Source organism: Methylorubrum aminovorans (assembly GCF_022179725.1).
GTDB classification, from domain to species: Bacteria; Pseudomonadota; Alphaproteobacteria; order Rhizobiales; family Beijerinckiaceae; genus Methylobacterium; species Methylobacterium aminovorans.
Genome location: NZ_BPRC01000019.1, coordinates 19056 through 40896, shown reverse-complemented (window position 1 = coordinate 40896; position 21841 = coordinate 19056). Strand labels below are relative to the sequence as shown.

Here is a 21841-nt window from a genome sequence, read left to right as displayed (position 1 = left end):
AAGCTCAGCCGATATAGGTGTAGCCCATGTAGCGCTTGGCCTCGATCGGATCGCGGCCGAGCCGCTCGGTGAGCTTCCTACGCAGCTTGCTCACATGGCCCTCGATCACGCTCTCCTCGACGCCGTTGCTGTAGACGCCGTACACCACGTTGAAGACCTGGGTTTTGGTGAGCCGGCGCCCACGGTTGCGCACGAGGTATTCCAGGATATGGCGCTCCCGCCGCGGTAGGGAGAGCGGCACGCCGTCGATTTCGGGGTCGCGCCCGTCGTGGAAGACCTTGAGCCGGTCGGACACCTTGGCCTCGCTCGCGCTCTCACCCTCCGCATCGCCCTGCGCAACGGCGCCGTTGACCCGGCGCCAGATCGCCTCCGACCGGGCCAGGATCTCGCGGACATGGACGGGCTTGGGCAGCACGTCGTCGATGCCGGCTTCCAGGAGCTCGACGGTCTGCTCCAGGGAGCGCAAGTCGGCCAGTGCGATGATCGGAGCTTGGGACTGCTTGCGAATCACGCTCGCGCATTTTGCCCGCTCCTCGAAATCACCGAGAAGGAAGCCCTGGATCGCTTCGAGGTCGCTGCGGGAGGCCGCCTGGAGCCAGCCCAGGAACTCCTCGGGCATGAGCGCGAAAGAGGAGACCCCCTCGCGCTCGAAGCTGGCCTTGTAACCCGCGTTCACGGTGTCGCGCGGATCGACCAGAAAATACATCGCCGACCATCCCCCTGACCCCACCGGATCGTCCCGGCCTTGCTCTGCGATCTGGGCAGGTTTTGGGCACCTCTTGGAGGCCATGCCGTGTCCCCCGCGAGGCTTCGAGACGCAGTACCGATACTGTCATGTAGCGCGGGGGCGAGGGGGTCAATCCGGCGGAATGTACAATTCCATACATGGACAAGAGTTGTCTGCTGAGCGCCCGTCCTGACCCGTCGTGGACGTCTCGTCGGCGGCTCGGCCGCCGCGGGGAAGCGCGCGATTCGCGGCCCTCAGGCGTGTCCCACCCGGGCTTGTCTCACCGCGTGGGCGAAGTCTTCGAGGGACAAGGCTCCCGTATCCTCGGCGACGATGCGCTGGATCGCGACGCCTGCGAACACCTCGTCGAGAACCAGCTTGAAGAACACGGTCATCGGCTCGGCGGCGAATTCGAGATCGAGGACCACCTGCATCGAGCGGCCCCAATCGAGGCACACGTCCGCGGCATCGGCGTAGGTCAGCACCGATTCCTTGAAGAACAGCTCGGCGGAAGAGGAGACGATGTCGGCGATGTTGCCGTGCCGCTCGCCGCGGATCCAGCCGATGAGCACGCCGCCGTCGAGCAGGCACAGCTCACCGATGAAGTCGCGCAGTGCCTCGGCGAAGATCTGCTCGGCAGCCGCATAGGCGTGCGGGACGGCCGATGGCCCTGGCGCGAAACGTTGGACCTGAGGGGTCATCGGGCTCTCGCGAAAAGGAAGAAAAGGATCTGTGCCACGGCGCGGTAAAATTCTGCCGGAATCGTCTGATCGACCTGCACAGCATCGTACAGCGACCTTGCGAGAGGCTTGTCCTCGATCACGGCGATGCCTTTTTCCTCGGCGATCGCGCGGATCCGCAGGGCGATGAGATCCTGCCCCTTGGCGATGACGAGGGGGGCCGGGTTCTCGGAAGGCTCGTAGCGCAGCGCCACGGCGAAGTGGGTCGGGTTGGCGATGATCACGGTCGCACGATCGACGTTGGCGAGCATCCGGTTGCGGGCACGGTCCTGTGCGAGCGAGCGCAGCCGCGCCTTGACGGAAGGGTCGCCCTCGGTCTGCTTGTGCTCGTCCTTGATGTCCTGGCGCGACATCCTGAGCGAGCGCTGCCAGCGCAGGCGGGCCCAGACGAGGTCGCCTGCCACAATCACGATGGTGGCGATGGCCACTGCCGAGACGAGCCGGATCGAGACCGTCAGGATCAGTTCGGGCAATTGGCTCGGATCGACGAACATGGCGTTCACGGCTCTTGTCCGCTCCGAGCGAAGGAGCAGAAGGGCGACGACACTGACCGCAAGGAATTTAACGACGGATTTCAGGAACTCGACTTGACCCGAAGTTCCGAAGATCCGCGAGAACCCCGCCATCGGCGAGACCCGCGACCATTTCGGCGTGATCCGATCGACGACGAGGCGCGGCAGGTTTTGCAGCAGCGAGGCCGCGAGGCTGCACACCGCCAGGATCAGCAGGATCGGCAGGAGGAAGCGGCCCGCCGCCAATGCCACGCGGCTCAAGAGCAGCATCGCGTCGCCCCCGGTCTCCAGGGAGAAGCCGCGCGGATCGTCGAGGATCGGCGCGAAGTCGCCCGCGAGCTGCGCCGCCTGCCCCCGCGCGAATAGCGCGAGCGCGATCAGTAGGCCCAGCGTCGAGGCGAAAACCGGCGCCTCGCGCGAGAACGGGATGTCGCCCTTCTCGATCGCTTCGCGGACCCGCCGCTCGGTGGCGGCTTCGGTCTTGCTCTCCTTGTCCTCGTCCCCTGCCACGGATCAGCCCTGCCCGCGGGCGCGGCAGGTGCGACAGGCGTCAACGGATGAGCGCGTCATCCTCGCCTCCCGGATTGATCTCGATCTCCCCGCGCCCGGCCATGTCCATGGCCATGTCCGTGATGGAGCGGCGCGCCTCCATGACGTCGCGCTGCGCCGCCGGCTCGCCGCCGTTCAACTCGTGCTCGACCATGCGGCGCACGCGCGCCGAGAGGGCGCTGAGCACCGTGGTGCGGAACTCCGCGTCGGTGCCCTTGAGCGCCAGAACCAGCCGGTCGTTGGGCACGGCATCGAAGAGAGTGGTGCGGGCGCGGGGCGCCAGCTTGACGATATCGTCGAAGGTGAAGAGCAGGCCTTTCAGGATCTCGACCGATTTCGGACGCGACTCGCCGAGGCTGGTGAGCACGTCGTCCATCTGCTGGCGCTCCATCTTGTTGATGATGTCGGCCATCTTGGCGTGCGTGTCGGCGCCGGAATTGCGCGCGCCGTTGATCATGAAGTCCTCGTGCAGCGTCTTCTCGATCGCGTTCAGCACATCGTCGCCGATCGGCTTGAAGCTCAGCATCCGCCGCATCACCGTGTTGCGCAACGGCGCGGGCAGGTGGCCCATCACCTTGGCGGCGGTGGCGGGCTTGACCTTGGACAGGATCAGCGCCGCGGTCTGGGGATGCTCCTTGACGAGGTAGCTCGCCAGCACGCTCTCCTGCACGGTGCCGAGCCGCTCCCAGACCGAGCGGGTGGCGTTGCCGCGCACGTCCGCGAGGATGTCGGCGATCTGGTCGGCCGGCAGCAGGCCGCTGAGCAGCTTCTCGACCTCGTTGGCGGTGCCGATCAGGCTGTTGCCGGCGGAGAATTCTGCGGAAAAGTGCTCGACCACCGTGTCGAGCTGCTCGGGGCTGACCGCGCCGAGATTCGACGCCGAGCGGGTGATGCGCTTGAGCTCGTCCGGCTCGAAATACTTGATGAGCCGCCCGGCGGCGGGCTTGCCCATGGCGAGCAGCAGCGCCGCCACCTGATCGACGGGGTCGAGCCGCCGGCCCACCCCGCGGGTGGCGACTGGAGCCACGGGCAGGGCGTCCGGAGGAAGGGGGCTCGATGCCAGGGGACTCGACGACATGGCGGCCCGCTCTCGCCGAGGCTCAGCTGTTCTGATCGGCGGCGGCCGGGCCGACCACCTCGGTCAGCGACACGCCGAAGCGGGAATTGTCCTCCTCGACGATCACGATCTCGCCCCGCGCGATGACGCGGCCGTTGACCATCACGTCCACCGGCTCGCCGACCCGGTGGTCGAGGGGAACGACGGCGCCGCGCCCGAGCTTCATCAGGTCGGCCACCGGCATGGTCGCGGAGCCAAGCACGACCTGCATCAGCACCGGGATGCGCAGGATCGAATCGAGATTGCGCCCATCGCCGACACGGGGCTCGGTGCCGGCCAGATCGGTGTCGGGAAAGGGGGTGCTGCTCATCGCTCGGGCTCGTCGGGTCCGCTTCGTGCGTGGGGACGGTCTAGCCGGCTTGGCTGACGCGAGGCTGTCGCCGGCGATGCGCGCAGATCCCTTCCGTCCTGCGGCGCCGGCTGACACTCCGCTGACGGCGCCCGTCAGGATCGCGGGGCAACGCGGTGGCATCAGGAGGTATCACAACACCGAGACCGGAGCAGACCCCCGTGAACACCCGCAAGACCGCCCTCGCTGCCACACTGATCGCCGGCCTCGCCGCCGCGCCGGCCCTGGCCGACACGCCCGGAAAGGATCGGATGCCGATCGATCAGGTCCTGACCAAGCTGACCGAGGCCGGCTACGGCTCGGTGCGCAGCATCGAGGCCGATGACGGCGTGTGGAAGGCCAAGGCCAGCCGCGACGGCCGGGCCGTTAAGGTTCGGCTCGATCCGCAGACCGGCGCCATCGTCGAAAAGGCCGGCAAGGCGAGCGACGATTGAGGCGCAGGCCGCCTCACGCCTTCTCGGAGCGCGCCGCAACGAGCGCCGCGCGGGACGCTTCCAGTTCGGCGAGCGCAGCCCGCGCCTCGTCGATCTTGAGGCTCAAGGCGTCCAGCACCTCTCGGCCTTCCTCCTTGAAGGCGCGCACCGCCTCGCCGGCCTGGGTCAGGGCAACGCCGGAGGCGGCCACCGCCGCGCCATACTCGGCCTGGGTTCGATCGAGGCGCTTCAGCTTGAGGTACATCGGCACCACGCAGGCGCTCGTGGCCACGAGTGCGATGAGGAGTATGCCGTCAACCAAGGAGCCCATGGGCGCCCTCCTTCTCCGGACTGATCGCGTCCTCAACCCGCAGGACGTAGGCGCCCTGCGACTGCCCCGCCCGGCACCAGAACAGCGGCCGGTCGTTGCCTTCGAGCTTGACCCGTGTCGCGGGGGTCGCATCCAGCGTGAGCACCTGCCCGACCTTGAGCCCGGCGATCTCGCCCAGCGTCAGGTGACGCTCCTCGAGAACGGCGCGCAGGCGCACGGTGGTCTTCTGCACCTCCGCCGCGATTTGCTCGGCCCAGCGCGGATCACGCGCCGACGACTCGCCGGTGAGCACCTTGCCGAGCGCAGGGCGCAGCGGGTTCAGCACCGTCTGCGGGATGATGAGAAACATCTCGCCGCCGCGGTTGAGCGCCTGGAGCAGGAACTTGGCTTGCACCGCCTTGTTCGAGCGCCGGCCGATCACCGCGAACTCCATCCGGGTCTCGGTGCGCTCCAGGCGGAAGCTCGTCTGCGAGACGAGACCGAACGAGGATTCCAGCGCCTTGCCAACCTGCTCGAACACCATCTGCGCAATGCGCAGCTCGATCGCGGAGAAGGTGCGCTCGTCCTCCACCGGCGGCTCGGACCCGTCGGAGCCGAACAGCACCTCGGTCATGGTGTAGATGAAGTCGCGGTCGAGACCGACTAGGACGTGCCCGTCCCAGCCCGGCGCGTGGAAGATGCCGACCACGGCGTGGGCGTCGTAGGTATCGAGGAACTCGCCGAAGCGCCCGCTCTCGACCCCGCTCAGGGAGTAGAAGGTCGAGGAGGCGGCGAGATGCTTGGTCGCGTCGCTGCAGGCGGTGGCGAGGCGGTCGAACACCACGCTGAGCATCGGCAGCCGGTCGAGCGACAGGCCGCCGGCCTCCTGGATGCGGGTGCGGATGTCGGAGGCGGGTTTGGCCACCGTCACGAAGGGCGGGAGCTCGGGCTTGGTCTCAGGCGCCGGCTCGGAGGTCTGGGTCTCGTCCATCTCGAAAAAACCCTTATGCCGCGGCCGGCTCGGCGCGGGCACCCGGCACGGTGGCGCTCTCGACCTCGTCGATGGTCGGGCGGTCGGAGCCGGCGATGCCCTTGCGGCCGTGCTCGATCGCGACCTGGGGCAGCGCGCCGTTCATGTAGGCGATGAGGCTCTGCTTCACGATGGTGTAGACGCTGCACTGCTTCTCGCGCACGCCCTTGATCTTCACGGCGAGCGGGGCGAGCATCCCGTAGGACGCGAACACGCCGATGAAGGTGCCGACCAGCGCGGCGCCGATCAGGCCGCCGAGGATCTGCGGCGACTGGTCGAGCGCGCCCATCGCCTTCACGATGCCGAGCACCGCCGCGACGATGCCGAGCGCCGGCAGCGCCTCCGCCACGGTGTTGATCGCGGCATAGGGCTTGAGCTTGTACTTCTTGTGGGTGCCGATCTCCTCCTCCATCAGCGCCTCGATCTCGTGCGAGCGGGCGTTGCCGATGAGGATCAGGCGGCAATAATCGCAGATGAACAGGACCAGATCCTGGTCCTTGGTCACCTCGGGATAGTTCTTGAAGATCTCGGAATTGGCCGGATCGTCGAAATGCGTCTCGACCTCGTTGCGCGGCTTGGTCTTCAACTCACGCATCAAGGCGTGCAGGAGGCCCAGCAGCGAGAGGAAATCCTGGCGCTTCGGCCCCTTGTTGGTGAAGGCCTCCATCGTCGCCTTGCCGGAATCCATCACCGTCTTCATCGGATTGGCGATGACGAAGGTGCCGGCTGCCATGCCGAAGATGATGACGAACTCCCAGGGCTGCCAGATCACGATCAGATGCCCGCCCATGGCGACGAAGCCGCCGAGCATGCAGCCGATCGCGATGACGAGGCCGACGAGGATTCCCATGGGAGGCTCCGGAGACACCTTTGCGGGGACAGGCGCCGACGCGCGGCACCCCTTTGTTCGAGCCAATAGGAGGAGTGGCTTGCGCGGAGCTTTTTGCAACGATGCGGCAGCCCGGCTTGGAGCCGGGGGCGCGAGCGCATAACTGAAGGCACACCACGTTCGAACGAACCGGAGCGCCTCCTTGGCCCAGACCGACGACCGCCTGCCGCAGATGCACGCCACGACGATCCTGATGGTCCGCAAAGGGGGCCGGGTGGTGATCGGCGGCGACGGACAGGTCAGCCTCGGGCAGACCATCGTGAAGGGCAATGCCCGCAAGGTCCGGCGGCTGGCCAAGGGCAGCGTGATCGGCGGCTTCGCGGGTGCGACGGCCGACGCCTTCACCCTGTTCGAGCGGCTGGAGGCCAAACTGGAGCAGTATCCCGGCCAGCTCACCCGCGCCTGCGTCGAGCTCACCAAGGACTGGCGCACGGACCGCTACCTCCGCCGCCTGGAGGCGATGATGCTGGTGGCCGATCGTGATGTGAGCCTTCTGCTCTCCGGATCCGGCGACGTGCTGGAGCCGGAGACCGGCGTCATGGCGATCGGGTCGGGCGGCAACTTCGCCCTCTCGGCCGCCCGAGCGCTGGAGGACGGCGATCTCGACGCCGAGGCGATCGTGCGCAAGGCGATGAAGATCGCCGCCGAGATCTGCGTCTACACCAACGGCAATCTCGTGATCGAAGCCCTCGACGCGGGCTGACGGCCGCGCTCCCTGGAAAGCCGGGCTTCGCCCGCTTAGATCGTCTCTCGGGGAAGGCCCCGCGCCCGACGCGCCGCCCCACACGTCCCAAAAAATGGCCGCAGGAGCCCGATGACCACCTTCTCTCCCCGCGAGATCGTCTCCGAGCTCGATCGCTTCATCGTCGGCCAGAAGGACGCCAAGCGCGCCGTCGCCATTGCGCTGCGCAACCGCTGGCGCCGCCAGCAGCTGAAAGGTCCGCTGCGAGATGAGGTGGCGCCCAAGAACATCCTGATGATCGGCCCGACCGGCTGCGGCAAGACCGAGATCGCCCGCCGCCTCGCGCGGCTGGCCGGCGCGCCCTTCCTCAAGATCGAGGCGACCAAGTTCACGGAAGTCGGCTATGTCGGCCGCGACGTCGAGCAGATCGTGCGCGATCTCGTGGAGGTCGGCATCGGCCTGACGCGGGAGGAGAAGCGCAAGGCGGTCAAGGCGAAAGCGGAAGCCGCCGCCGAGTCCCGCATCCTCGACGCGCTGGTGGGCCCGACCGCGAGCCAGGCCACCCGCGAGAGCTTCCGCAAGAAGCTCCGCAACAGCGAACTCGACGACAAGGAAGTGGAGATCGAACTCGCACCCAGCGGCTCACAGGGCATGCCGATGTTCGAGATCCCCGGAATGCCCGGCGCGTCCATGGGCGCGATCAACATCTCGGACATGCTCGGCAAGGCGCTCGGCGGCCAACGCGGCAAGCCGCGCCGCATGACGGTCGCCGACGCCTACGCGCCGCTGATCGCCGAGGAGAGCGACAAGCTCGTGGACGACGACGCCCTCACCCGCGATGCAATCCGCGAGGTCGAGGATAACGGCATCGTCTTCCTCGACGAAATCGACAAGATCTGCGCCCGCGAGGGCCGCTCCGGCGCCGATGTCTCCCGCGAGGGCGTGCAGCGCGATCTGCTGCCCTTGATCGAGGGCACCACGGTGGCGACCAAGCACGGACCGGTGAAGACCGACCACATCCTGTTCATCGCATCCGGTGCCTTCCACGTCTCGAAACCGTCCGATCTGCTGCCCGAATTGCAGGGCCGCCTGCCGATCCGCGTCGAGCTGCAGCCGCTGACCGTCGAGGACTTCAAGCAGATTCTGACCAGCACCGAAGCAAGCCTGATCAAGCAGACGGTGGCGCTGATGGAGACCGAGGGCGTCACCCTCGATTTCAGCGAGGACGCCATCGACGCGCTTGCCCGCGTCGCCGTGGAGGTGAACGGCTCGGTGGAGAATATCGGCGCCCGCCGCCTCCAGACCGTGCTGGAGCGGGTGATCGACGAGATCTCGTTCACCGCCACCGACCGCTCCGGCGAGACCGTGCCGATCGATGCTGCTTACGTTCGCGAGCGGGTGGCGGATCTCGCAGCCAATACGGATCTCAGCCGCTTCATCCTCTGATCCGGGATGAGCAGCCCAAGGGCCAGAAGGGGAAAAAGAGGCGGAGCAAGCCATCGCCTCCTGGCCCGTGGCGGTCTGGCCCTGGGCATCCTGACCGCTGGGCTGCTCGGCGCGGTCCGAGCGGGCGCGACCGATGCGGAGAGCGAGGCGACGCTGCTGAAGCAGAGCCCGCTCATCGTGTCGGCCGAGTCGAACGCGGTGGCTTGGCTCGAAACGGCTTGCTCCGTTCTCCTGACCGTCGCGGGCCGGGCGGAGGGCAGCCCGATCGCACGGGACGAGGCTCGCGTCGTGCCCGCCATTCGACGATGCGCCCGCTTGGCGCCGGTCAATCACGGTGGCCCACGGCACGACAGGGTGGCGGCGGCATTGCCGGGCTACCGTTGCATGGCGTTAGCCGGGGGCGACGATCCCGTGCCCATCCGATCGCAGCCGAGAGCGGGGAGTCGACGCCTCGGCCTGGCACAGGAACCCGTCATTGTGGCCGACCCAGTCCGGGTGGTGAACGGTCATGCGCGGATGCTGCGGCCCGACGGCCGAACGGGATGGATTCCGCGGGACCGGTTGCGGGCGTGGATCATCTCGGCCGCGCCGGGACTGAATTGCCTGCCGATACGCAAGACAACGGATGGTTCACTCGGCGTCACCTACGTGCGTTCCGATGAGGCACGCGATGCAGCGTCCCGTCCGGGTGCCCCGGATGCGCACTGAGGCCACGGATCGATGCGGTTCGATGCCGCCCCGCCCATGACGGGTCGCAACGCCGCGCCCGACTTCGCCCTGCCGATCCTCGCCCTGCTGGCGGGAATGGTCTCGATCCAGAGTGGCGCGGCTCTCGCCAAAGGGCTGTTTCCGGTCGTCGGCGCGGCGGGCGTCACGACGCTCCGCGTCGGTTTCTCAGCGCTGATCCTGCTCGCGGTCTGGCGGCCGTGGCGTCGCAGCGGGGAGCGGGGCGAGATCGGCGCCATCGCGCTCTACGGCGCGGCGCTCGGTCTCATGAACCTGCTGTTCTACCTCTCGCTCCGCACGATCCCCCTCGGCATTGCGGTGGCCATCGAGTTCACCGGGCCTCTGGCCGTGGCTCTGGCGGGTTCGCGCCGGGCGCGGGACTTCGCCTGGATCGGTCTCGCGGTGCTGGGGCTTGGCCTGCTGCTGCCGCTGGGTGAGACGAGCACCCTTGACCCGACCGGTGCGGCGCTGGCTCTGGGCGCGGGCCTGTGCTGGGCAGCCTACATCGTGTTCGGTCAGCGCGCCGGACGAGCCGGCGGCGGGCGGGCGGTGTCGCTCGGCATGCTGATTGCTGCCCTCGTCGTCGCACCGGTGGGCCTCGTGGAAGCCGGCACCGACCTGTTCACCCCGGCTACGCTGACAACGGGGCTCGTCATCGCCGTCCTGTCGAGCGCCCTTCCCTACTCACTCGAAATGTTCGCCCTCACGCGCCTGCCCCGCCCGGCCTTCGGTGTGCTGATGAGCCTGGAACCGGCCGTCGCGTCGGTGGCCGCCCTCGCCCTGCTCGGCGAGCGGCTGAGTCCCGTGCAGGGCGGGGCCATCGCCTGCATCGTGGCGGCTTCGGCGGGGATCACGTTGGCAAACCGGAAGTCCGGCAGCGGCAGACGGGAATCGAACGACGTTGGGTGAACGGGCGCGGTCCCGGTCGAACGATCGGCCGCCCCTACCCCTCCCAGACCTGCCCCGGCCGCAGCGCCAGGAACCGCTCCGGCGGCAAGGCGGTCGCCGTCAGCGCCTCGGCCAGCGCCTCGACGGGCCGTTCGATGCCCTCGTCGGTGAGCTTGAACGTGCCCCAATGGTGGCCGAGCGCCTGATCGGCGCCGAGAAGGGTCAGGGCCTCCACCGCGTCGGCCGGGTTCATGTGCTGCGGCTGCATGAACCACCGCGGCTCGTAGGCACCGATCGGCAGGGTGGCGAGCCGCGGTGGGCCGAACCGGACGCGGATCTCGCGGAAGATCGCGCCGTCCCCGAGGCCCGTGTCGCCAACATGGTAGTGAACCCCGCGCGGTGTGGTCAGCAGGAAGGCGCACCACAGCGCCATGCGCCGGTCGTTGAGGCCGCGGGCCGACCAGTGGTTGGCGGGCGTGAGATGCGCGGTGATGCCGGCACCGAGATCGACCGACTCGCCCCAGTCGCGGGTCTCGACATGCATGGTCTCGTCGTAGCCGCGCAGGATCACGTCGTTGCCCAGCGGCGCGACGATCAGCGGCTGGTGGTCCTGCCAGAGCCGGGCGAGCGTCGGGCCGTCGAGATGGTCGTAGTGGTTGTGGGTGATCAGGACCGCATCGATCGGCGGAAGGTCGGCATAGGCGATGCCCGGCGGGTTGACCCGCTTCGGCCCGGCGAAGCGGAACGGACTCGCACGCCGGGCAAAGACCGGATCGACCAGGATGTTGCGGCCGGCCACCTGGAACAGGTAGCTCGCATGGCCGATCAGCACGACGCGAAAGCCCTCGACCCGTTCGGGTGGCTTGTCCGCCGGAAACAGGCTCGGGAAGTTCGCCGGCCACGCTTCGGGCTTGCCGGTCCGGCGCCAGCGGGCGAGGTCGGCGAGCGACTTGTCGGGCGGCTGATTTGCGGTGTGGAAGCGCAGGCCGTCGAAATGGTCGCTCTTGGGCCCACGGTAATAGGGGTTCTTGCCCCGGCGATGCGCGGCATAGCCGACGCCGCCGAGGGTCATCACCGTGGCCGCGCTGGCGACCGTGAGCAGGCCACGCTTCTTCATACGGCCAAGATGGCCTGCCCGGCCCGCGGTTCAAGCGCGGCGCAGGGCCTCAGGACGGGCTCGCGCCCGGCCCCACGACCGAGACGAGGGCGTCGGCGAGGTTGCGGATCTTCTCCCGAGCCTGCCGCTCGATCTCGTCACGGGGCAGGTCTTGCCCGGCAACGATCACGGTGCCGTTGATGCGGCCGTGTTCGGATAACAGGGTGAAGTTGAACCGGCCGGACCGGCTCCGGCGGATGACGTAGTGCGGCCTCGGCACCCGATACTCCCTCGCGCAACTCAAGCGATACGCACCTCGACGATGCGGGGAGCTAAAAGTTTCAGGTTGCGGCTTCACAACCTCACGAGCGCCAGCGCAATTCCTGGGGCGCGAGCGGATTGGTGAAAGGGCGGCCGTCGCGCGCCGCCTCCAGGGCCTCGCGCTTGAGGCGGAAATACCATTGCGAGGGCAGATCGCCCTGGCCCAGCAGCACCATGGTGGGTTTCCGGTCGAGGCCGGCCTGCGCGTGCTGGAGCACCTGCTGATCCTGGGTCAGGAACTGGCGCATCAGCGGCCGCGCGATCGGCTTCAGCAGGTTCAGCGCCGGCAGGCTCCAGTAGAGCGCGTTCGTCAGCATGGTGCGGTTGGGCCCCATCGGCGTGGCGAAGGTGTAGTTCGCCACCCGCTTCGTGCCCGCCTTGATCCGCTCCAGCCGTACGCCGGGCAGGCGGAACTCGATCTCGACCTCCGGCGCACCGCCGAGCAGGCGATAGATCGGGGAACTCGTGGTCGTCGCGTGGCTCGTCATGACGAAGCCGTGCGGCACCGGCTGGAAGGTCTTCACCTTCTCCCGCAATTCCTTGGAGGGGCGGAACCACCATGTGTCGTGAACGAAGGCGACGTGGCCGGGATCGACGAGACTCAGCGTCGTGAGATCGAACGAGGCCTCAACTTCGAGTTCGAGCACGAGGCAGCCGGCCGGCTCGAAATCGAGGGCGGGCACGGCCGGCACGGCACCTAAGTCGGCGGGCCCGAGATGTGGGTTGACCCAGAGGAAGCCCGCGCTCTCGACGATGGGGAAGCGCTGGACGGCGATGCGCGAGAAATCCGAGGCGTCGTGCTCGGACAGCGTCGGCACGTCGCGGCAGCGCCCGTCGGTGCCGAAGCGCCAGCCGTGGAACGGGCACATCAGCGTGTCGCCGTCGAACTTGCCCTTGGAGAGCGCCATGCCGCGATGGGGACAGCGGTCGCGCAGCGCGAACAGGGCCCCGTCCTTGCCACGGCCGAGCACGACCTGCTCGCCGTTGAGCGCGACCGACCGCATCTTGCCCCCCGCGACCGCCGCGGCTTGGCCAGCGCAGTACCACGCGTTCGGCAGCGGCTCGCGCATGGCGCGCGGGTCGAGGGCATCGTCGGCGGAGACGCGCGGTGCGGCGGAGGACATCGTTTGTACGGGCTGAGCGAAACGGACGGGTGCCCTCTTTAGGCTGCCAGCCGCCCGGCGGCCAGCGGCACGCCTGTGGCCGCATTGTGCATTGCGGCGAGACAACGCACCGGATCGGCCGGCGAGGGTCTTTCGCCCCGCGGAAATCGCACCTACCTTGGGCTCACCCGCAACGAACGAAAGGAGGTGATCCAGTGTCTCATTGTCATCAGCCGTCGCCGACGACCAAGGCCTGGACCGTTACCTCCGGCGCGTGCGTCTAACGCATTCGCAGGATCACGACAGGTTTCGTCGGACTGACCGGTTCGACAATGGAAGGGCCGCCCCATGGGGCGGCCCTTCGCATGTTCGGCGTCTGAGTGTCTCTCACAAAACTCCCGCCGCACTGTCCTCGCCAGAGCGAGAACGGTGGGTGACCGGGAGTTTTATGAGGCACTCTGAAAGCGGCTCAGCGCGGCTGCACTTGGAACAGCGGCGCGGCCAGGGCCTCGCAGCGGGCGCGCCAGAGGTCGCGCTCGCTCCGGAGATCCTCCATCTTGCCGACTTCCTCGGCGATGTGGGCGCGCAGCTCACGGATTTCCTGAGCCAGGATGATCTGAAGCTCGTCGCGGCGCTCGGCCTCGATCCGGAGCCGCGCCTTCAGCATCATGTTCTCGGCCATGATCTCGGCCACGTCCTCGTCGGCGGCCTCGGCCGACTTCGCGGCGGCGGAAACGAGTCGGGGCGACCAGGCGGCGCTACGCGCTTCGATGTCCGTCTCGACCGGAGCGGGTTCGACTTCTTGCGTCTCAACAGGCTTCGTCTCGGACACCGTCGCACGCATGATGGCGAGCCAGTCGCGCAGCGGCGCGGTGCTGGCCGAAGACCGGAGAGCGGTCTCGGGGGATGGGGCCTGTCGCGCGGGTTCCGACATCGGGGTAGTCCTCGGGCACCTCCAGCGGTGCGTTGCCGAGCATCAGAGCCCAACATGCTTAACGAAGGGTAAAACTTAACCGTCCGCTTACGTGCGTTTCGGGCACAATCGTGCATCGATCCGAAGGCAGGTTCTGCTTCAGCATCGACCGGCGAGAGCGGTCGCGGGATTGACTTGAGGCAGCCCAGGGCCTATCCGCCCGGCTCCATTTCGACGTTCGAACGTCACGATGAGCCGCCGACCGGCCCGAGAGGCCGGAGGTCAACGCCCGACAGCGCGTGCGCGCCCTCGGGCGCCCTTGTCGTTGCCGGGACTGCGTCGAAGCGTCAAACGAGCCCTGCCATGGCGCCCGCGAACGACACGCCCCTTCGCATCGAGGATGCGGTCAACGACTTATGCCCATGGTCGGGCAAGCCGATCGTGCCGGAGGCGCTGACCCTCTATAACGGCGCGACCGTCGGCTTCTGCGACGCGGAGTGCCGGGACAAGTTCGCTCGCGCGGTGGCGGCCTTCGAGGACGCGTTGCGCGCACGCCGCGTGGCCAATGCCGGCCTTCACCAGTAAGGACCTCTGAACCGCATGTTCGAAGGCCTTTCCGACCGCCTTTCCGGTATTCTCTCCGGTCTGACGCGCCGCGGCGCGCTGACGGAGGCCGACGTCACCGCCGCCATGCGCGAGGTGCGCCGCGCGCTCCTCGAAGCCGACGTGGCGCTGGAAGTGGTGCGCTCGTTCACCGACAAGGTGCGCGAGAAGGCGGTGGGCGCCGTCGTGCTCAAGTCGGTGACGCCCGGCCAGATGGTCGTGAAGATCGTCAACGACGAGCTCATCGCGATGCTCGGCACCGATGCCAGCGTCGTCGATCTCAACGCGCCTGCCCCCGTCGCCATCCTGATGGTGGGTCTGCAGGGCTCGGGCAAGACGACCACCACCGCCAAGATCGCCCGCCGCCTGTCGAGCCGCGAGAAGCGGCGCGTCCTGCTCGCCTCCCTCGACACCCGCCGCCCGGCGGCGATGGAGCAGCTCGCGGTTCTCGCCAAGCAGGTCGAGGTCGAGAGCCTGCCGATCGTCGCCGGCCAATCGGCGGTGCAGATCGCGCGGCGCGCCATGGAGGCCGCCCGCCTCGGCGGCTTCGACGTGGTAATGCTCGACACCGCCGGCCGCACCACGGTCGACGAGGGCCTGATGAACGAGGCCGCCGAGGTCAAGGCGGCGACGAAACCCCACGAAGTCCTGCTGGTGGCCGACGCGCTCACCGGTCAGGACGCGGTCAACACCGCCCGCGCCTTCGACCAGCGTCTCGGCGTCACCGGCATCGTCCTGACCCGCATGGACGGCGATTCCCGCGGCGGCGCGGCGCTTTCCATGCGCGCCGTGACGGGTAAGCCGATCAAGCTCGTCGGCGTCGGCGAGAAGGTCGATGCGCTGGAGGAATTCCACCCGCAGCGGGTGGCCAACCGCATCCTCGGAATGGGCGACATCGTCTCGCTCGTCGAGAAGGCGGCCGAGACCATCGACCACGAGCAGGCCCTGCGTACCGCCGAGAAGATGCGGAAGGGCAAGTTCGACCTCGAAGACCTGTCGATGCAGCTTGCCCAGATGGAGAAGATGGGCGGCATCGGCGGCCTGATGGGGATGCTGCCCGGCATGGGGCAGATCAAGAAGCAGGTCGAAGGCGCCAACCTCGACGAGAAGATGTTCAAGCGCCAGCGCGCAATCATCTCCTCGATGACGCCGGGCGAACGCAAGAACCCCGACATTCTCAAGAACAGCCGCAAGAAGCGCATCGCGGCGGGTGCCGGCGTGAAGGTCGAGGAGATCAACAAGCTCCTCAAGATGCACCGGACCATGGCCGACATGATGAAGTCGATGGGATCGGGCAAGCGCGGCGGCATCGGCCAGGCGTTGGGCAACATGTTCGGGCTCGGCGGCGGCATGCCGGGCGGGCTGCCGGGGGGCATGAAGATGCCTCCGGGGATGCCCGAGCCGACGCCGGAGCAGATCGCGGAGATCGAGCGGCAGTTCGGCGGCAAGCTGCCGCCGATGCCGGGGGGGCTCGGCGGCGGCAAGATGCCGAACCTGCCAGGGCTCGGCGGCCCGAAGCTGCCGGGCCTGGGCGGCTTCCTGCCGGGTAAGAAGAAATGACGCTTCTGTCCGCCCAAGGGGTCGATCCCGAGCTGGCCAGACTGCGCGAGAGCATCGACAACTTCGATGCCGCGCTCATCCATCTCCTCGCCGAGCGCTTCCGCTGCACGCAGCGGGTCGGCGAGTTGAAGGCCCGCAAGGGCCTGCCTCCCTCCGATCCGGATCGGGAGGCGCGTCAGGTCAAGCGCCTGAGGAATCTCGCGGTCGAAGCCAAGCTCGACCCCGATTTCGCCGAGAAGTTCCTCGCCTTCGTGGTCAAGGAAGTCATTCGGCACCACCGGACGATCGCCGAAAGCGTCGATCACAACACCACACAGAAACCCGACACCGAAAGGAACGACTGATGTCCCTCAAGATCCGTCTCACCCGCGGCGGCGCGAAGAAGCGCCCGTACTACCGCATCGTCGTCGCCGACGCCCGCGCCCCCCGCGACGGCCGCTTCATCGACAAGGTCGGCGCCTACGACCCGATGAAGGCCAAGGACGATCCGGCCCGCATCGTGCTCGACAACGAGAAGATCCAGTCCTGGCTCGCCAAGGGCGCCCAGCCGACCGATCGCGTTCTGCGCTTCCTCGACGCCGCCGGCCTCGCCAAGCGCCCGGCCCGCAACAACCCGCAGAAGGCTGAGCCCGGCGAGAAGTCCAAGGAGCGCGCCGCCAAGCGCGCCGAGAAGGCTGCTGCCCCGGCCGAAGACGCCGCGGCGTAAGCCGACCACTCCCCTCCCCCTTTTCGGGGGAGGGCCCGGGGTGGGGGTCGCGCGAGGCACCGCTGCGCCTCTGCCAGCACCGCCCCCGCCCCCACGCCTTTCCTCTCCGGGGAAGGGACAAACGCGCCGTCATCGAGGCACCCTGCATGGCCCGCCGCCCCGGATCCTCATCGCGCGGACCTGCGCGGCCCGCCGACCGCCTCGCACCGGAGGCTGTCACCTCGGCCCGCAAACCGCAGGGCGCCAAGCCTGCCCCCCCCGCCTCGCCCGATCCGGGCCTCGTGCTGCTCGGCGAGTTCGGCCGGCCGCACGGCCTGCACGGCGAGGTGCGGCTGAAATCCTATACCGGCGAGCCCCTAGCGATCGCGGGCTACGGCCCCTTGCGTGCCTCCGACGGCCGCACCCTCGAACTCGATGACGTCCGCCCCGCCCCCGGCGGCTCCTCCGATCTGCTGATCGTGCGGGTGAAGGGCGTGGACGACCGCAGCGGCGCCGAAGCCCTCAACCGCGTCACCCTCGCCATCGCCCGCGAGCGCTTGGGAGACGTCGAGGACGAGGACGAGTTCTTCCTCACCGACCTGATCGGCCTCACCGTCGAGGACGGAACCGGGACCGTGATCGGCACCATCGTGGCCGTGCCGAATTACGGCGGCGGCGATCTGCTCGAAATCCGCCCGGCGGCCGGCGGCCCGACCGCGCTTCTGCCCTTCACCAAGGCCTTCGTGCCGAGCCTCGATCTCGCGGGCGGAAAGGTCGTTGCCGATCCACCCGAGGATCTGTTCGCCCCGCCGGGGCCGAAGCCCGCCGACGATCCGGGCTGATCGGCGGCGACAGCATCGTCTTATTTCGAAAGCCGGCAGCCACCATTCGGGATGAGGCTCTAGCGCGTGCCCGCCTCCATCGCGGCGCGGGCGAGGCGGATCGGCTCAGGCGATAGCGCCAACGGGCCGTCGAACGGGCGCTCATGCAGAGCGACCACGCCCAGCGTCGTCACCATCGCGGCGGAGAACAGAAACAGCGTCGCACCTTGCGCCAATGGGCGCTCGCAATGAACGAGGGCGATTGCCGTCAGCGTCAGGGCGGCGAGCACGAGGAGCGTCAGCCACTTGCTCTCGTCGCTGCGGGCGGAACTGAGCGCGAGGCGCTCGCTGCGGGCCGAGCGGAGCTGCATCACCGCGTCGAGGAGGGCCGCATGCGTCGCCTCCCCCGCCTCCTTGGCATTGCGCGGGTCGGCCGCCACCTGGAGAAGGCGGCCGAGCGCCTGACCCGCATTCGGCGCCGAGGCGCCGGTCGCGGCCATGGACGGCCATTCTTCCATCACTACCGCCTCAAGATAGGCGAACAGCGCGGTGCGCAGGCCGCTCATGTCCGGCGCCGAGGCGATGCTGAGATCGTAGACGGCAAGCGCGTGCGAGCGCTCGGCCTGCACCACACGGCTGGCCTGCCGTTGGCGCTCCCAGGCGTCGTTGGCGACGAAGCCGGTCAGCAGGGCGAGCAGTACCGCGACCACAGCGATATAGGGCGGCACGATTCCGGCCGCGAGCCGGCGCACGCCCTCCTTGGTCCAGGGCAGGTTGGTGAGCAGGCTCAACCCCGCGCAGATCGCGAGGAAGACGCCCGCCAGGAGCGTGAACATCAGCCAGACGGGTTGGTCGAGCCAGAGGCCGAGCATCATACCGGATCGATCGCAAGGACGGGGCCGCCAGCCTGGCCGATCAACCCCTCCGATTCGGTAAAGGCCTGGCGTGCGGCGTCCGGTGATCCCTTCGCCCCGCGCCGTCATCGCGAGGCGAAGCCATGTCAGCGCCGCGCGCGCGTGGCCTCGTCCCGGCACGGTCGGATCGTCTCGGGCTCGGGGCGGCGGTCGGGTGCGGGCGCCTCGAACACCGCGAGATAGCCCACATCGCCCTTCAGCCGGGTCATCGAGACCTCGCGATAGCCGACCGCCGCCAATTCGCAGCGCAGGAGCTTCGGCGGCGTGCCGTGGCGGGAGGGGATCGCGTCGGCATCGACGATCCCGACCCGGCCGCCCGGCCTCATCGCGGCGGCCAGATTCCACAGCAGGCCGAAGGGCTGGGTGATCTCGTGATACATGTGGACCAGCACCGCCGCATCGACCGAGCCGGGCGGTAGGCGCGGGTCGTGCGCCTCGCCGCGCACGACGGTGACGTTGGCAAGCCCGGCCTCGGATACCCTCCGTTCCAGATCGGCGAGGTAATCCGGCGTGATGTCCTGCGCGAGGATGCGACCCTGCGGCCCGACGCGCGGGCTCAGGCGGAACACGTAGTAGCCGTTTCCGGCGCCGATATCGGCCACCGTCTCGCCGGGGGCGATCCGCATCAGGCGCGCCACCTGCCCGACCTCGTCGGCCCGGTCCCTCTCCTTCTCATAAGCCCATTGTGGCGCGACGATCTCGGCGACCGGCCGGTCGGGCTTCGGGAAGCGCTCGGCCGGCGCACCGGGCGGCGCGAGCTGTTCGGCGGCGGAGGCCGGCAGCGTCAGGAGGAGGAGGATGGCGACAAAGCGGGTCATGCCCCGGATAAGTCCCGGCGCGGACGAACGTGCCCGCCCGCGCGCCTCGGCCGCGCATCGAACGATCGGCCGTCTCCTCCGTTGGCAGGGGAAAGGATCGAAGCGACATCCGAAAGCGAGATGCCATGCGCCGTCCGATTCTCCTGGTCGCTTTCCTCGCGCTCCCCGCCGTTCCGGCGCTGGCGCAGGGTTTCCCCGGCGCCACGGTCGGCATTCCGCTGGGAAAGCCCGACCCGTTCGGCACCGCGACGCGCCCGCCGGCGCAGCCGATGGCCGAACCTTTCGCCGATCCCTCGGCCGACCGTGGAGTGGCACAAAGGGATCAACGCCTGCGCTCTCAGCCCCGGCGCCTCCTCAAGGGCGATCATCGTGCCGAACCGAAGCGGCGTCCGCCCCTGGCCCGGCGCTGACGGGCCCGCGCAGCGGCCTCATTGACCGGCCCGGCGCGCACCGCCATCAAGCGGCATGAGCGCGCCCGTCGATCCCGGGATGTCGGCCCCCTGGCGGGCCACCGTCCTGACTCTCTACCCGGAGATGTTCCCCGGTCCCCTCGGCCATTCCCTGTCGGGCGATGCGCTGACGCGCGGCACCTGGAGCCTCGAGCCGCGTCAGATCCGCGAGCACGGGCTCGGTCGCCACCGCAGCGTGGACGACACGCCGGCCGGCGGCGGCGCCGGAATGGTCTTGCGCTGCGACGTACTCGGAGCGGCGATCGACGCCGCGGCGGGCCCGGATGATGCGCGCCCCCGCCTCCTCATGTCGCCGCGCGGAAAACCGCTGACGCAGGCGCGGGTGCGGGCGCTGGCCGAGGGACCGGGCGCGATCCTCGTCTGCGGCCGGTTCGAGGGCGTGGACGAGCGGGTGATCGAGGCGCGCCAGCTCGAAGAGGTCTCGATCGGCGATTACGTGCTCTCGGGCGGCGAGATCGCGGCGCTGGTGCTGATCGATGCCTGCGTGCGCCTGCTGCCGGGCGTGATGGGAAAACACGCCTCGGGCGTCGAAGAGAGTTTTGAAGGCGGCCTGCTCGAATACCCCCACTACACCCGCCCGCGGGAATGGGAGGGGCGGACGATCCCCGACGTGCTGATGGGCGGCAACCATGCAGCGATCGCCCGCTGGCGGTCCGAGCGAAGCCGCGCACTGACGCAAGCGCGCAGGCCCGACCTGCTGCAGAGGGACGAACCTTAGATGAATTTTCTTGCCCCCTATTCTTTCGAGAACTGAACGATGGGTCCGTTGCTTGCAGCACACGCGGACCCGAATCCTTGAAAAAGCCGCTTGCCTTGCGGTGCGCGATCCGCCATTCACCGCGGTGGGACACCTCCCCCCAACGGGAGGCAACCATCTGGAAGGATGGATGACATGACGGTTCAAATGCCCGCCGCGCGCCCGCGCGTGCCCTATTTCTCGTCCGGCCCCACGACCAAGCGTCCTGGCTGGACCCTCGATGCCCTTTCCGGCGCGGCGCTCGGCCGCTCGCACCGCTCGGCCGCCGGCAAGGCCAAGCTCGCCGAGGCCATCGAACTCACCCGCAAGGTCCTGCGCGTCCCCGCCGACTATCGCATCGGCATCGTCCCCGGCTCCGATACCGGCGCCGTCGAGATGGCGATGTGGTCGATGCTCGGCCCGAAGACCGTCGAGGTCATGGCCTGGGATTCCTTCGGCGCCGAGTGGGTCACCGACGCTCTGAAAGAGCTCAAGATCGATCCGATCGTGCATGTCGGCGAGCACGGCATCCTGCCCAAGCTCGACGCCATCGACACGAAGAAGAATGACATCGTCTTCACCTGGAACGGCACCACGGCCGGCGTGAAGGTCCCCCACAGCGACTGGATCTCAGACGACCGCGAGGGCGTCACCATCTGCGACGCGACCTCGGCCGCCTTCGCGATGCCGCTGCCGTGGGACAAGCTCGATGTCGTCACCTATTCCTGGCAGAAGGTGATGGGCGGCGAGGCCGCGCACGGCATGCTGATCCTCTCGCCGCGCGCCGTGGCGCGCCTGGAGAGCCACACGCCGGCTTGGCCGATCCCGAAGGTGTTCCGCCTGACCAAGGGCGGCAAGCTCATTGAGGGCATCTTCAAGGGCGACACCATCAACACGCCCTCGATGCTCGCGGTCGAGGACTACCTCGACACCCTGAAATGGGCCGAGAGTATCGGCGGGCTCGACGCCTTGCACGCGCGGGCCGACGCCAATGCCCGTGCGGTCCACGAATGGGTGGCGCGTACGCCCTGGATCGGCCACCTCGCGGTGGATCCGGCAACCTACTCGAACACGGGCGTCTGCCTCGTGATCACCGACCCGGACGTGCTCGCCAAGGGCGACGCCGTGGTCAAGACCGTCGCCGCGGGGATCGTCAGCCGCCTGGAGCGTGAGGGCGTCGCCTTCGACTTCGGCGCCTACCGCGATGCGCCGGCCGGGCTGCGGATCTGGTGCGGGGCGACCGTCGAGGCCTCCGACATCGAGGCGTTGACGCCTTGGCTCGACTGGGCCTTCGCCCAGGAGAAGGCGGCGCTCGCCGCCGCGGCGGCCTGAAGGTCTGAGACGTCACGATGGCCGGTCATGAGACCGGCCATTTGCTTATCGACGCGCTCCAGCGATCCGCCGGTCTTGATTCCCGCGCGAC

The 21841-nt window shown here is 68.6% G+C and carries 27 protein-coding genes; 13 read left to right on the top strand and 14 right to left on the bottom strand.

Annotated elements, in window-relative coordinates; genetic code table 11:
- Positions 1-4: 4 nt before the first annotated feature.
- The 5 genes from MFF24_RS20675 to fliN form a co-directional block, all read right to left on the bottom strand.
- Positions 5-706: a response regulator transcription factor gene (locus MFF24_RS20675; protein ID WP_238226987.1), complete on the bottom strand. Its 702-nt coding sequence runs from the start codon at positions 704-706 to the stop codon at positions 5-7.
- Between the two features lie 275 nt (positions 707-981).
- Positions 982-1428 carry a BspJ family T4SS effector nucleomodulin gene (locus tag MFF24_RS20670; protein WP_238226985.1) on the bottom strand — a complete coding sequence of 149 codons (447 nt, stop codon included), beginning with the start codon at positions 1426-1428 and terminating at the stop codon, positions 982-984.
- Entirely contained in the window at positions 1425-2489 is a 1065-nt protein-coding gene (flhB, locus tag MFF24_RS20665; protein ID WP_133090524.1) for a flagellar biosynthesis protein FlhB, read from the bottom strand. Before flhB ends, MFF24_RS20670 begins: the two co-directional genes overlap by 4 nt.
- Before the next feature lie 40 nt (positions 2490-2529).
- Positions 2530-3606: a flagellar motor switch protein FliG gene (locus tag MFF24_RS20660; protein ID WP_133090525.1), complete on the bottom strand. Its 1077-nt coding sequence runs from the start codon at positions 3604-3606 to the stop codon at positions 2530-2532.
- Between the two features lie 22 nt (positions 3607-3628).
- Positions 3629-3955 carry a flagellar motor switch protein FliN gene (gene fliN / locus MFF24_RS20655; protein WP_108938685.1) on the bottom strand — a complete coding sequence of 109 codons (327 nt, stop codon included), beginning with the start codon at positions 3953-3955 and terminating at the stop codon, positions 3629-3631.
- A 200-nt stretch (positions 3956-4155) separates the two neighbouring features.
- On the opposite strand from fliN, the gene MFF24_RS20650 reads away from it, so the two are divergent.
- Positions 4156-4428, top strand: coding sequence for a PepSY domain-containing protein (locus MFF24_RS20650; protein ID WP_238226983.1), 273 nt, complete (start codon positions 4156-4158; stop codon positions 4426-4428).
- Between the two features lie 13 nt (positions 4429-4441).
- On the opposite strand, the gene MFF24_RS20645 is transcribed toward MFF24_RS20650, so the two are convergent.
- From MFF24_RS20645 to motA, 3 genes are read right to left on the bottom strand one after another with little or no spacing between them, the layout of a single operon-like run.
- A complete protein-coding gene (locus MFF24_RS20645; RefSeq protein ID WP_238226966.1) occupies positions 4442-4738 on the bottom strand; it encodes a hypothetical protein in 297 nt (98 codons plus the stop codon).
- Entirely contained in the window at positions 4722-5708 is a 987-nt protein-coding gene (locus MFF24_RS20640) for a flagellar motor switch protein FliM (protein ID WP_238226964.1), read from the bottom strand. Before MFF24_RS20640 ends, MFF24_RS20645 begins: the two co-directional genes overlap by 17 nt.
- Before the next feature lie 13 nt (positions 5709-5721).
- Complete coding sequence (motA, locus tag MFF24_RS20635) at positions 5722-6597, bottom strand: flagellar motor stator protein MotA (RefSeq protein ID WP_108938689.1); 876 nt, start codon at positions 6595-6597, stop codon at positions 5722-5724.
- Between the two features lie 181 nt (positions 6598-6778).
- Here motA and hslV point away from each other — a divergent pair, with 181 nt between their 5' ends.
- From hslV to MFF24_RS20615, 4 genes are all read left to right on the top strand, one after another.
- On the top strand, positions 6779-7339 hold the full coding sequence (hslV, locus tag MFF24_RS20630; RefSeq protein WP_197711601.1) for an ATP-dependent protease subunit HslV: 561 nt from the start codon (positions 6779-6781) through the stop codon (positions 7337-7339).
- A 111-nt stretch (positions 7340-7450) separates the two neighbouring features.
- Positions 7451-8764: an ATP-dependent protease ATPase subunit HslU gene (hslU, locus tag MFF24_RS20625; RefSeq protein ID WP_238226954.1), complete on the top strand. Its 1314-nt coding sequence runs from the start codon at positions 7451-7453 to the stop codon at positions 8762-8764.
- Positions 8765-8770: 6 nt separating this feature from the next.
- A complete protein-coding gene (locus tag MFF24_RS20620) occupies positions 8771-9472 on the top strand; it encodes a hypothetical protein (protein WP_238226951.1) in 702 nt (233 codons plus the stop codon).
- Positions 9473-9508: 36 nt separating this feature from the next.
- Positions 9509-10399, top strand: coding sequence for an EamA family transporter (locus MFF24_RS20615; protein ID WP_238226949.1), 891 nt, complete (start codon positions 9509-9511; stop codon positions 10397-10399).
- A gap of 34 nt (positions 10400-10433) precedes the next feature.
- On the opposite strand, the gene MFF24_RS20610 is transcribed toward MFF24_RS20615, so the two are convergent.
- The 4 genes from MFF24_RS20610 to MFF24_RS20595 form a co-directional block, all read right to left on the bottom strand.
- Positions 10434-11495, bottom strand: a complete 1062-nt coding sequence (locus MFF24_RS20610; protein ID WP_238226940.1) for an MBL fold metallo-hydrolase — start codon at positions 11493-11495, stop codon at positions 10434-10436.
- Between the two features lie 49 nt (positions 11496-11544).
- Positions 11545-11754, bottom strand: coding sequence for a hypothetical protein (locus MFF24_RS20605; RefSeq protein WP_238226938.1), 210 nt, complete (start codon positions 11752-11754; stop codon positions 11545-11547).
- 82 nt (positions 11755-11836) lie between these two features.
- Positions 11837-12919, bottom strand: a complete 1083-nt coding sequence (locus tag MFF24_RS20600) for a Rieske 2Fe-2S domain-containing protein (protein ID WP_238226936.1) — start codon at positions 12917-12919, stop codon at positions 11837-11839.
- Between the two features lie 448 nt (positions 12920-13367).
- Complete coding sequence (locus MFF24_RS20595) at positions 13368-13832, bottom strand: hypothetical protein (RefSeq protein ID WP_238226934.1); 465 nt, start codon at positions 13830-13832, stop codon at positions 13368-13370.
- Positions 13833-14174: 342 nt separating this feature from the next.
- Between MFF24_RS20595 and MFF24_RS20590 the strand changes: the two genes are divergently transcribed.
- From MFF24_RS20590 to rimM, 5 genes are all read left to right on the top strand, one after another.
- The gene (locus MFF24_RS20590; RefSeq protein ID WP_238226932.1) at positions 14175-14396 is read left to right on the top strand and encodes a glutathione S-transferase; all 222 of its coding nucleotides are present in this window, start codon (positions 14175-14177) and stop codon (positions 14394-14396) included.
- Positions 14397-14411: 15 nt separating this feature from the next.
- Positions 14412-15974, top strand: a complete 1563-nt coding sequence (ffh, locus tag MFF24_RS20585; protein WP_238226930.1) for a signal recognition particle protein — start codon at positions 14412-14414, stop codon at positions 15972-15974.
- Positions 15971-16318, top strand: a complete 348-nt coding sequence (locus MFF24_RS20580) for a chorismate mutase (RefSeq protein WP_108938696.1) — start codon at positions 15971-15973, stop codon at positions 16316-16318. Before ffh ends, MFF24_RS20580 begins: the two co-directional genes overlap by 4 nt.
- Positions 16318-16680 (top strand): 30S ribosomal protein S16, encoded by a 363-nt coding sequence (gene rpsP / locus MFF24_RS20575; protein ID WP_012452566.1) that lies wholly within the window; start codon positions 16318-16320, stop codon positions 16678-16680. Before MFF24_RS20580 ends, rpsP begins: the two co-directional genes overlap by 1 nt.
- A 146-nt stretch (positions 16681-16826) precedes the next feature.
- Positions 16827-17501: a ribosome maturation factor RimM gene (rimM, locus tag MFF24_RS20570; protein WP_238226928.1), complete on the top strand. Its 675-nt coding sequence runs from the start codon at positions 16827-16829 to the stop codon at positions 17499-17501.
- Between the two features lie 59 nt (positions 17502-17560).
- Here the strand turns inward: rimM and MFF24_RS20565 are convergent, their stop codons facing one another.
- Together MFF24_RS20565 and MFF24_RS20560 are read right to left on the bottom strand one after the other, a co-directional pair.
- The gene (locus MFF24_RS20565; RefSeq protein WP_238226927.1) at positions 17561-18355 is read right to left on the bottom strand and encodes a bestrophin-like domain; all 795 of its coding nucleotides are present in this window, start codon (positions 18353-18355) and stop codon (positions 17561-17563) included.
- A gap of 125 nt (positions 18356-18480) precedes the next feature.
- The gene (locus MFF24_RS20560) at positions 18481-19212 is read right to left on the bottom strand and encodes a class I SAM-dependent methyltransferase (protein WP_238226925.1); all 732 of its coding nucleotides are present in this window, start codon (positions 19210-19212) and stop codon (positions 18481-18483) included.
- Positions 19213-19337: 125 nt separating this feature from the next.
- Here MFF24_RS20560 and MFF24_RS20555 point away from each other — a divergent pair, with 125 nt between their 5' ends.
- The 3 genes from MFF24_RS20555 to MFF24_RS20545 all read left to right on the top strand — a co-directional run bounded on the left by MFF24_RS20555 (position 19338) and on the right by MFF24_RS20545 (position 21750).
- Positions 19338-19622 (top strand): hypothetical protein, encoded by a 285-nt coding sequence (locus MFF24_RS20555; RefSeq protein WP_238226923.1) that lies wholly within the window; start codon positions 19338-19340, stop codon positions 19620-19622.
- Positions 19623-19677: 55 nt separating this feature from the next.
- A complete protein-coding gene (trmD, locus tag MFF24_RS20550; RefSeq protein ID WP_133090540.1) occupies positions 19678-20400 on the top strand; it encodes a tRNA (guanosine(37)-N1)-methyltransferase TrmD in 723 nt (240 codons plus the stop codon).
- Positions 20401-20574: 174 nt separating this feature from the next.
- On the top strand, positions 20575-21750 hold the full coding sequence (locus MFF24_RS20545; protein WP_238226920.1) for a phosphoserine transaminase: 1176 nt from the start codon (positions 20575-20577) through the stop codon (positions 21748-21750).
- Positions 21751-21841: the final 91 nt, after the last annotated feature.

Bases quoted from the DNA above. Each gene is read 5' to 3' on its own strand.
- MFF24_RS20675 (WP_238226987.1), bottom strand. From the start codon at position 706: ATGTATTTTCTGGTCGATCCGCGCGACACCGTGAACGCGGGTTACAAG.
- MFF24_RS20670 (WP_238226985.1), bottom strand. From the start codon at position 1,428: ATGACCCCTCAGGTCCAACGTTTCGCGCCAGGGCCATCGGCCGTCCCG.
- MFF24_RS20660 (WP_133090525.1), bottom strand. From the start codon at position 3,606: ATGTCGTCGAGTCCCCTGGCATCGAGCCCCCTTCCTCCGGACGCCCTG.
- fliN (WP_108938685.1), bottom strand. From the start codon at position 3,955: ATGAGCAGCACCCCCTTTCCCGACACCGATCTGGCCGGCACCGAGCCC.
- MFF24_RS20645 (WP_238226966.1), bottom strand. From the start codon at position 4,738: ATGGGCTCCTTGGTTGACGGCATACTCCTCATCGCACTCGTGGCCACG.
- MFF24_RS20640 (WP_238226964.1), bottom strand. From the start codon at position 5,708: ATGGACGAGACCCAGACCTCCGAGCCGGCGCCTGAGACCAAGCCCGAG.
- motA (WP_108938689.1), bottom strand. From the start codon at position 6,597: ATGGGAATCCTCGTCGGCCTCGTCATCGCGATCGGCTGCATGCTCGGC.
- hslU (WP_238226954.1), top strand. From the start codon at position 7,451: ATGACCACCTTCTCTCCCCGCGAGATCGTCTCCGAGCTCGATCGCTTC.
- MFF24_RS20620 (WP_238226951.1), top strand. From the start codon at position 8,771: ATGAGCAGCCCAAGGGCCAGAAGGGGAAAAAGAGGCGGAGCAAGCCAT.
- MFF24_RS20615 (WP_238226949.1), top strand. From the start codon at position 9,509: ATGACGGGTCGCAACGCCGCGCCCGACTTCGCCCTGCCGATCCTCGCC.
- MFF24_RS20610 (WP_238226940.1), bottom strand. From the start codon at position 11,495: ATGAAGAAGCGTGGCCTGCTCACGGTCGCCAGCGCGGCCACGGTGATG.
- MFF24_RS20600 (WP_238226936.1), bottom strand. From the start codon at position 12,919: ATGTCCTCCGCCGCACCGCGCGTCTCCGCCGACGATGCCCTCGACCCG.
- MFF24_RS20595 (WP_238226934.1), bottom strand. From the start codon at position 13,832: ATGTCGGAACCCGCGCGACAGGCCCCATCCCCCGAGACCGCTCTCCGG.
- MFF24_RS20590 (WP_238226932.1), top strand. From the start codon at position 14,175: ATGGCGCCCGCGAACGACACGCCCCTTCGCATCGAGGATGCGGTCAAC.
- ffh (WP_238226930.1), top strand. From the start codon at position 14,412: ATGTTCGAAGGCCTTTCCGACCGCCTTTCCGGTATTCTCTCCGGTCTG.
- MFF24_RS20580 (WP_108938696.1), top strand. From the start codon at position 15,971: ATGACGCTTCTGTCCGCCCAAGGGGTCGATCCCGAGCTGGCCAGACTG.
- rpsP (WP_012452566.1), top strand. From the start codon at position 16,318: ATGTCCCTCAAGATCCGTCTCACCCGCGGCGGCGCGAAGAAGCGCCCG.
- rimM (WP_238226928.1), top strand. From the start codon at position 16,827: ATGGCCCGCCGCCCCGGATCCTCATCGCGCGGACCTGCGCGGCCCGCC.
- MFF24_RS20565 (WP_238226927.1), bottom strand. From the start codon at position 18,355: ATGATGCTCGGCCTCTGGCTCGACCAACCCGTCTGGCTGATGTTCACG.
- MFF24_RS20560 (WP_238226925.1), bottom strand. From the start codon at position 19,212: ATGACCCGCTTTGTCGCCATCCTCCTCCTCCTGACGCTGCCGGCCTCC.
- MFF24_RS20555 (WP_238226923.1), top strand. From the start codon at position 19,338: ATGCGCCGTCCGATTCTCCTGGTCGCTTTCCTCGCGCTCCCCGCCGTT.
- trmD (WP_133090540.1), top strand. From the start codon at position 19,678: ATGAGCGCGCCCGTCGATCCCGGGATGTCGGCCCCCTGGCGGGCCACC.
- MFF24_RS20545 (WP_238226920.1), top strand. From the start codon at position 20,575: ATGACGGTTCAAATGCCCGCCGCGCGCCCGCGCGTGCCCTATTTCTCG.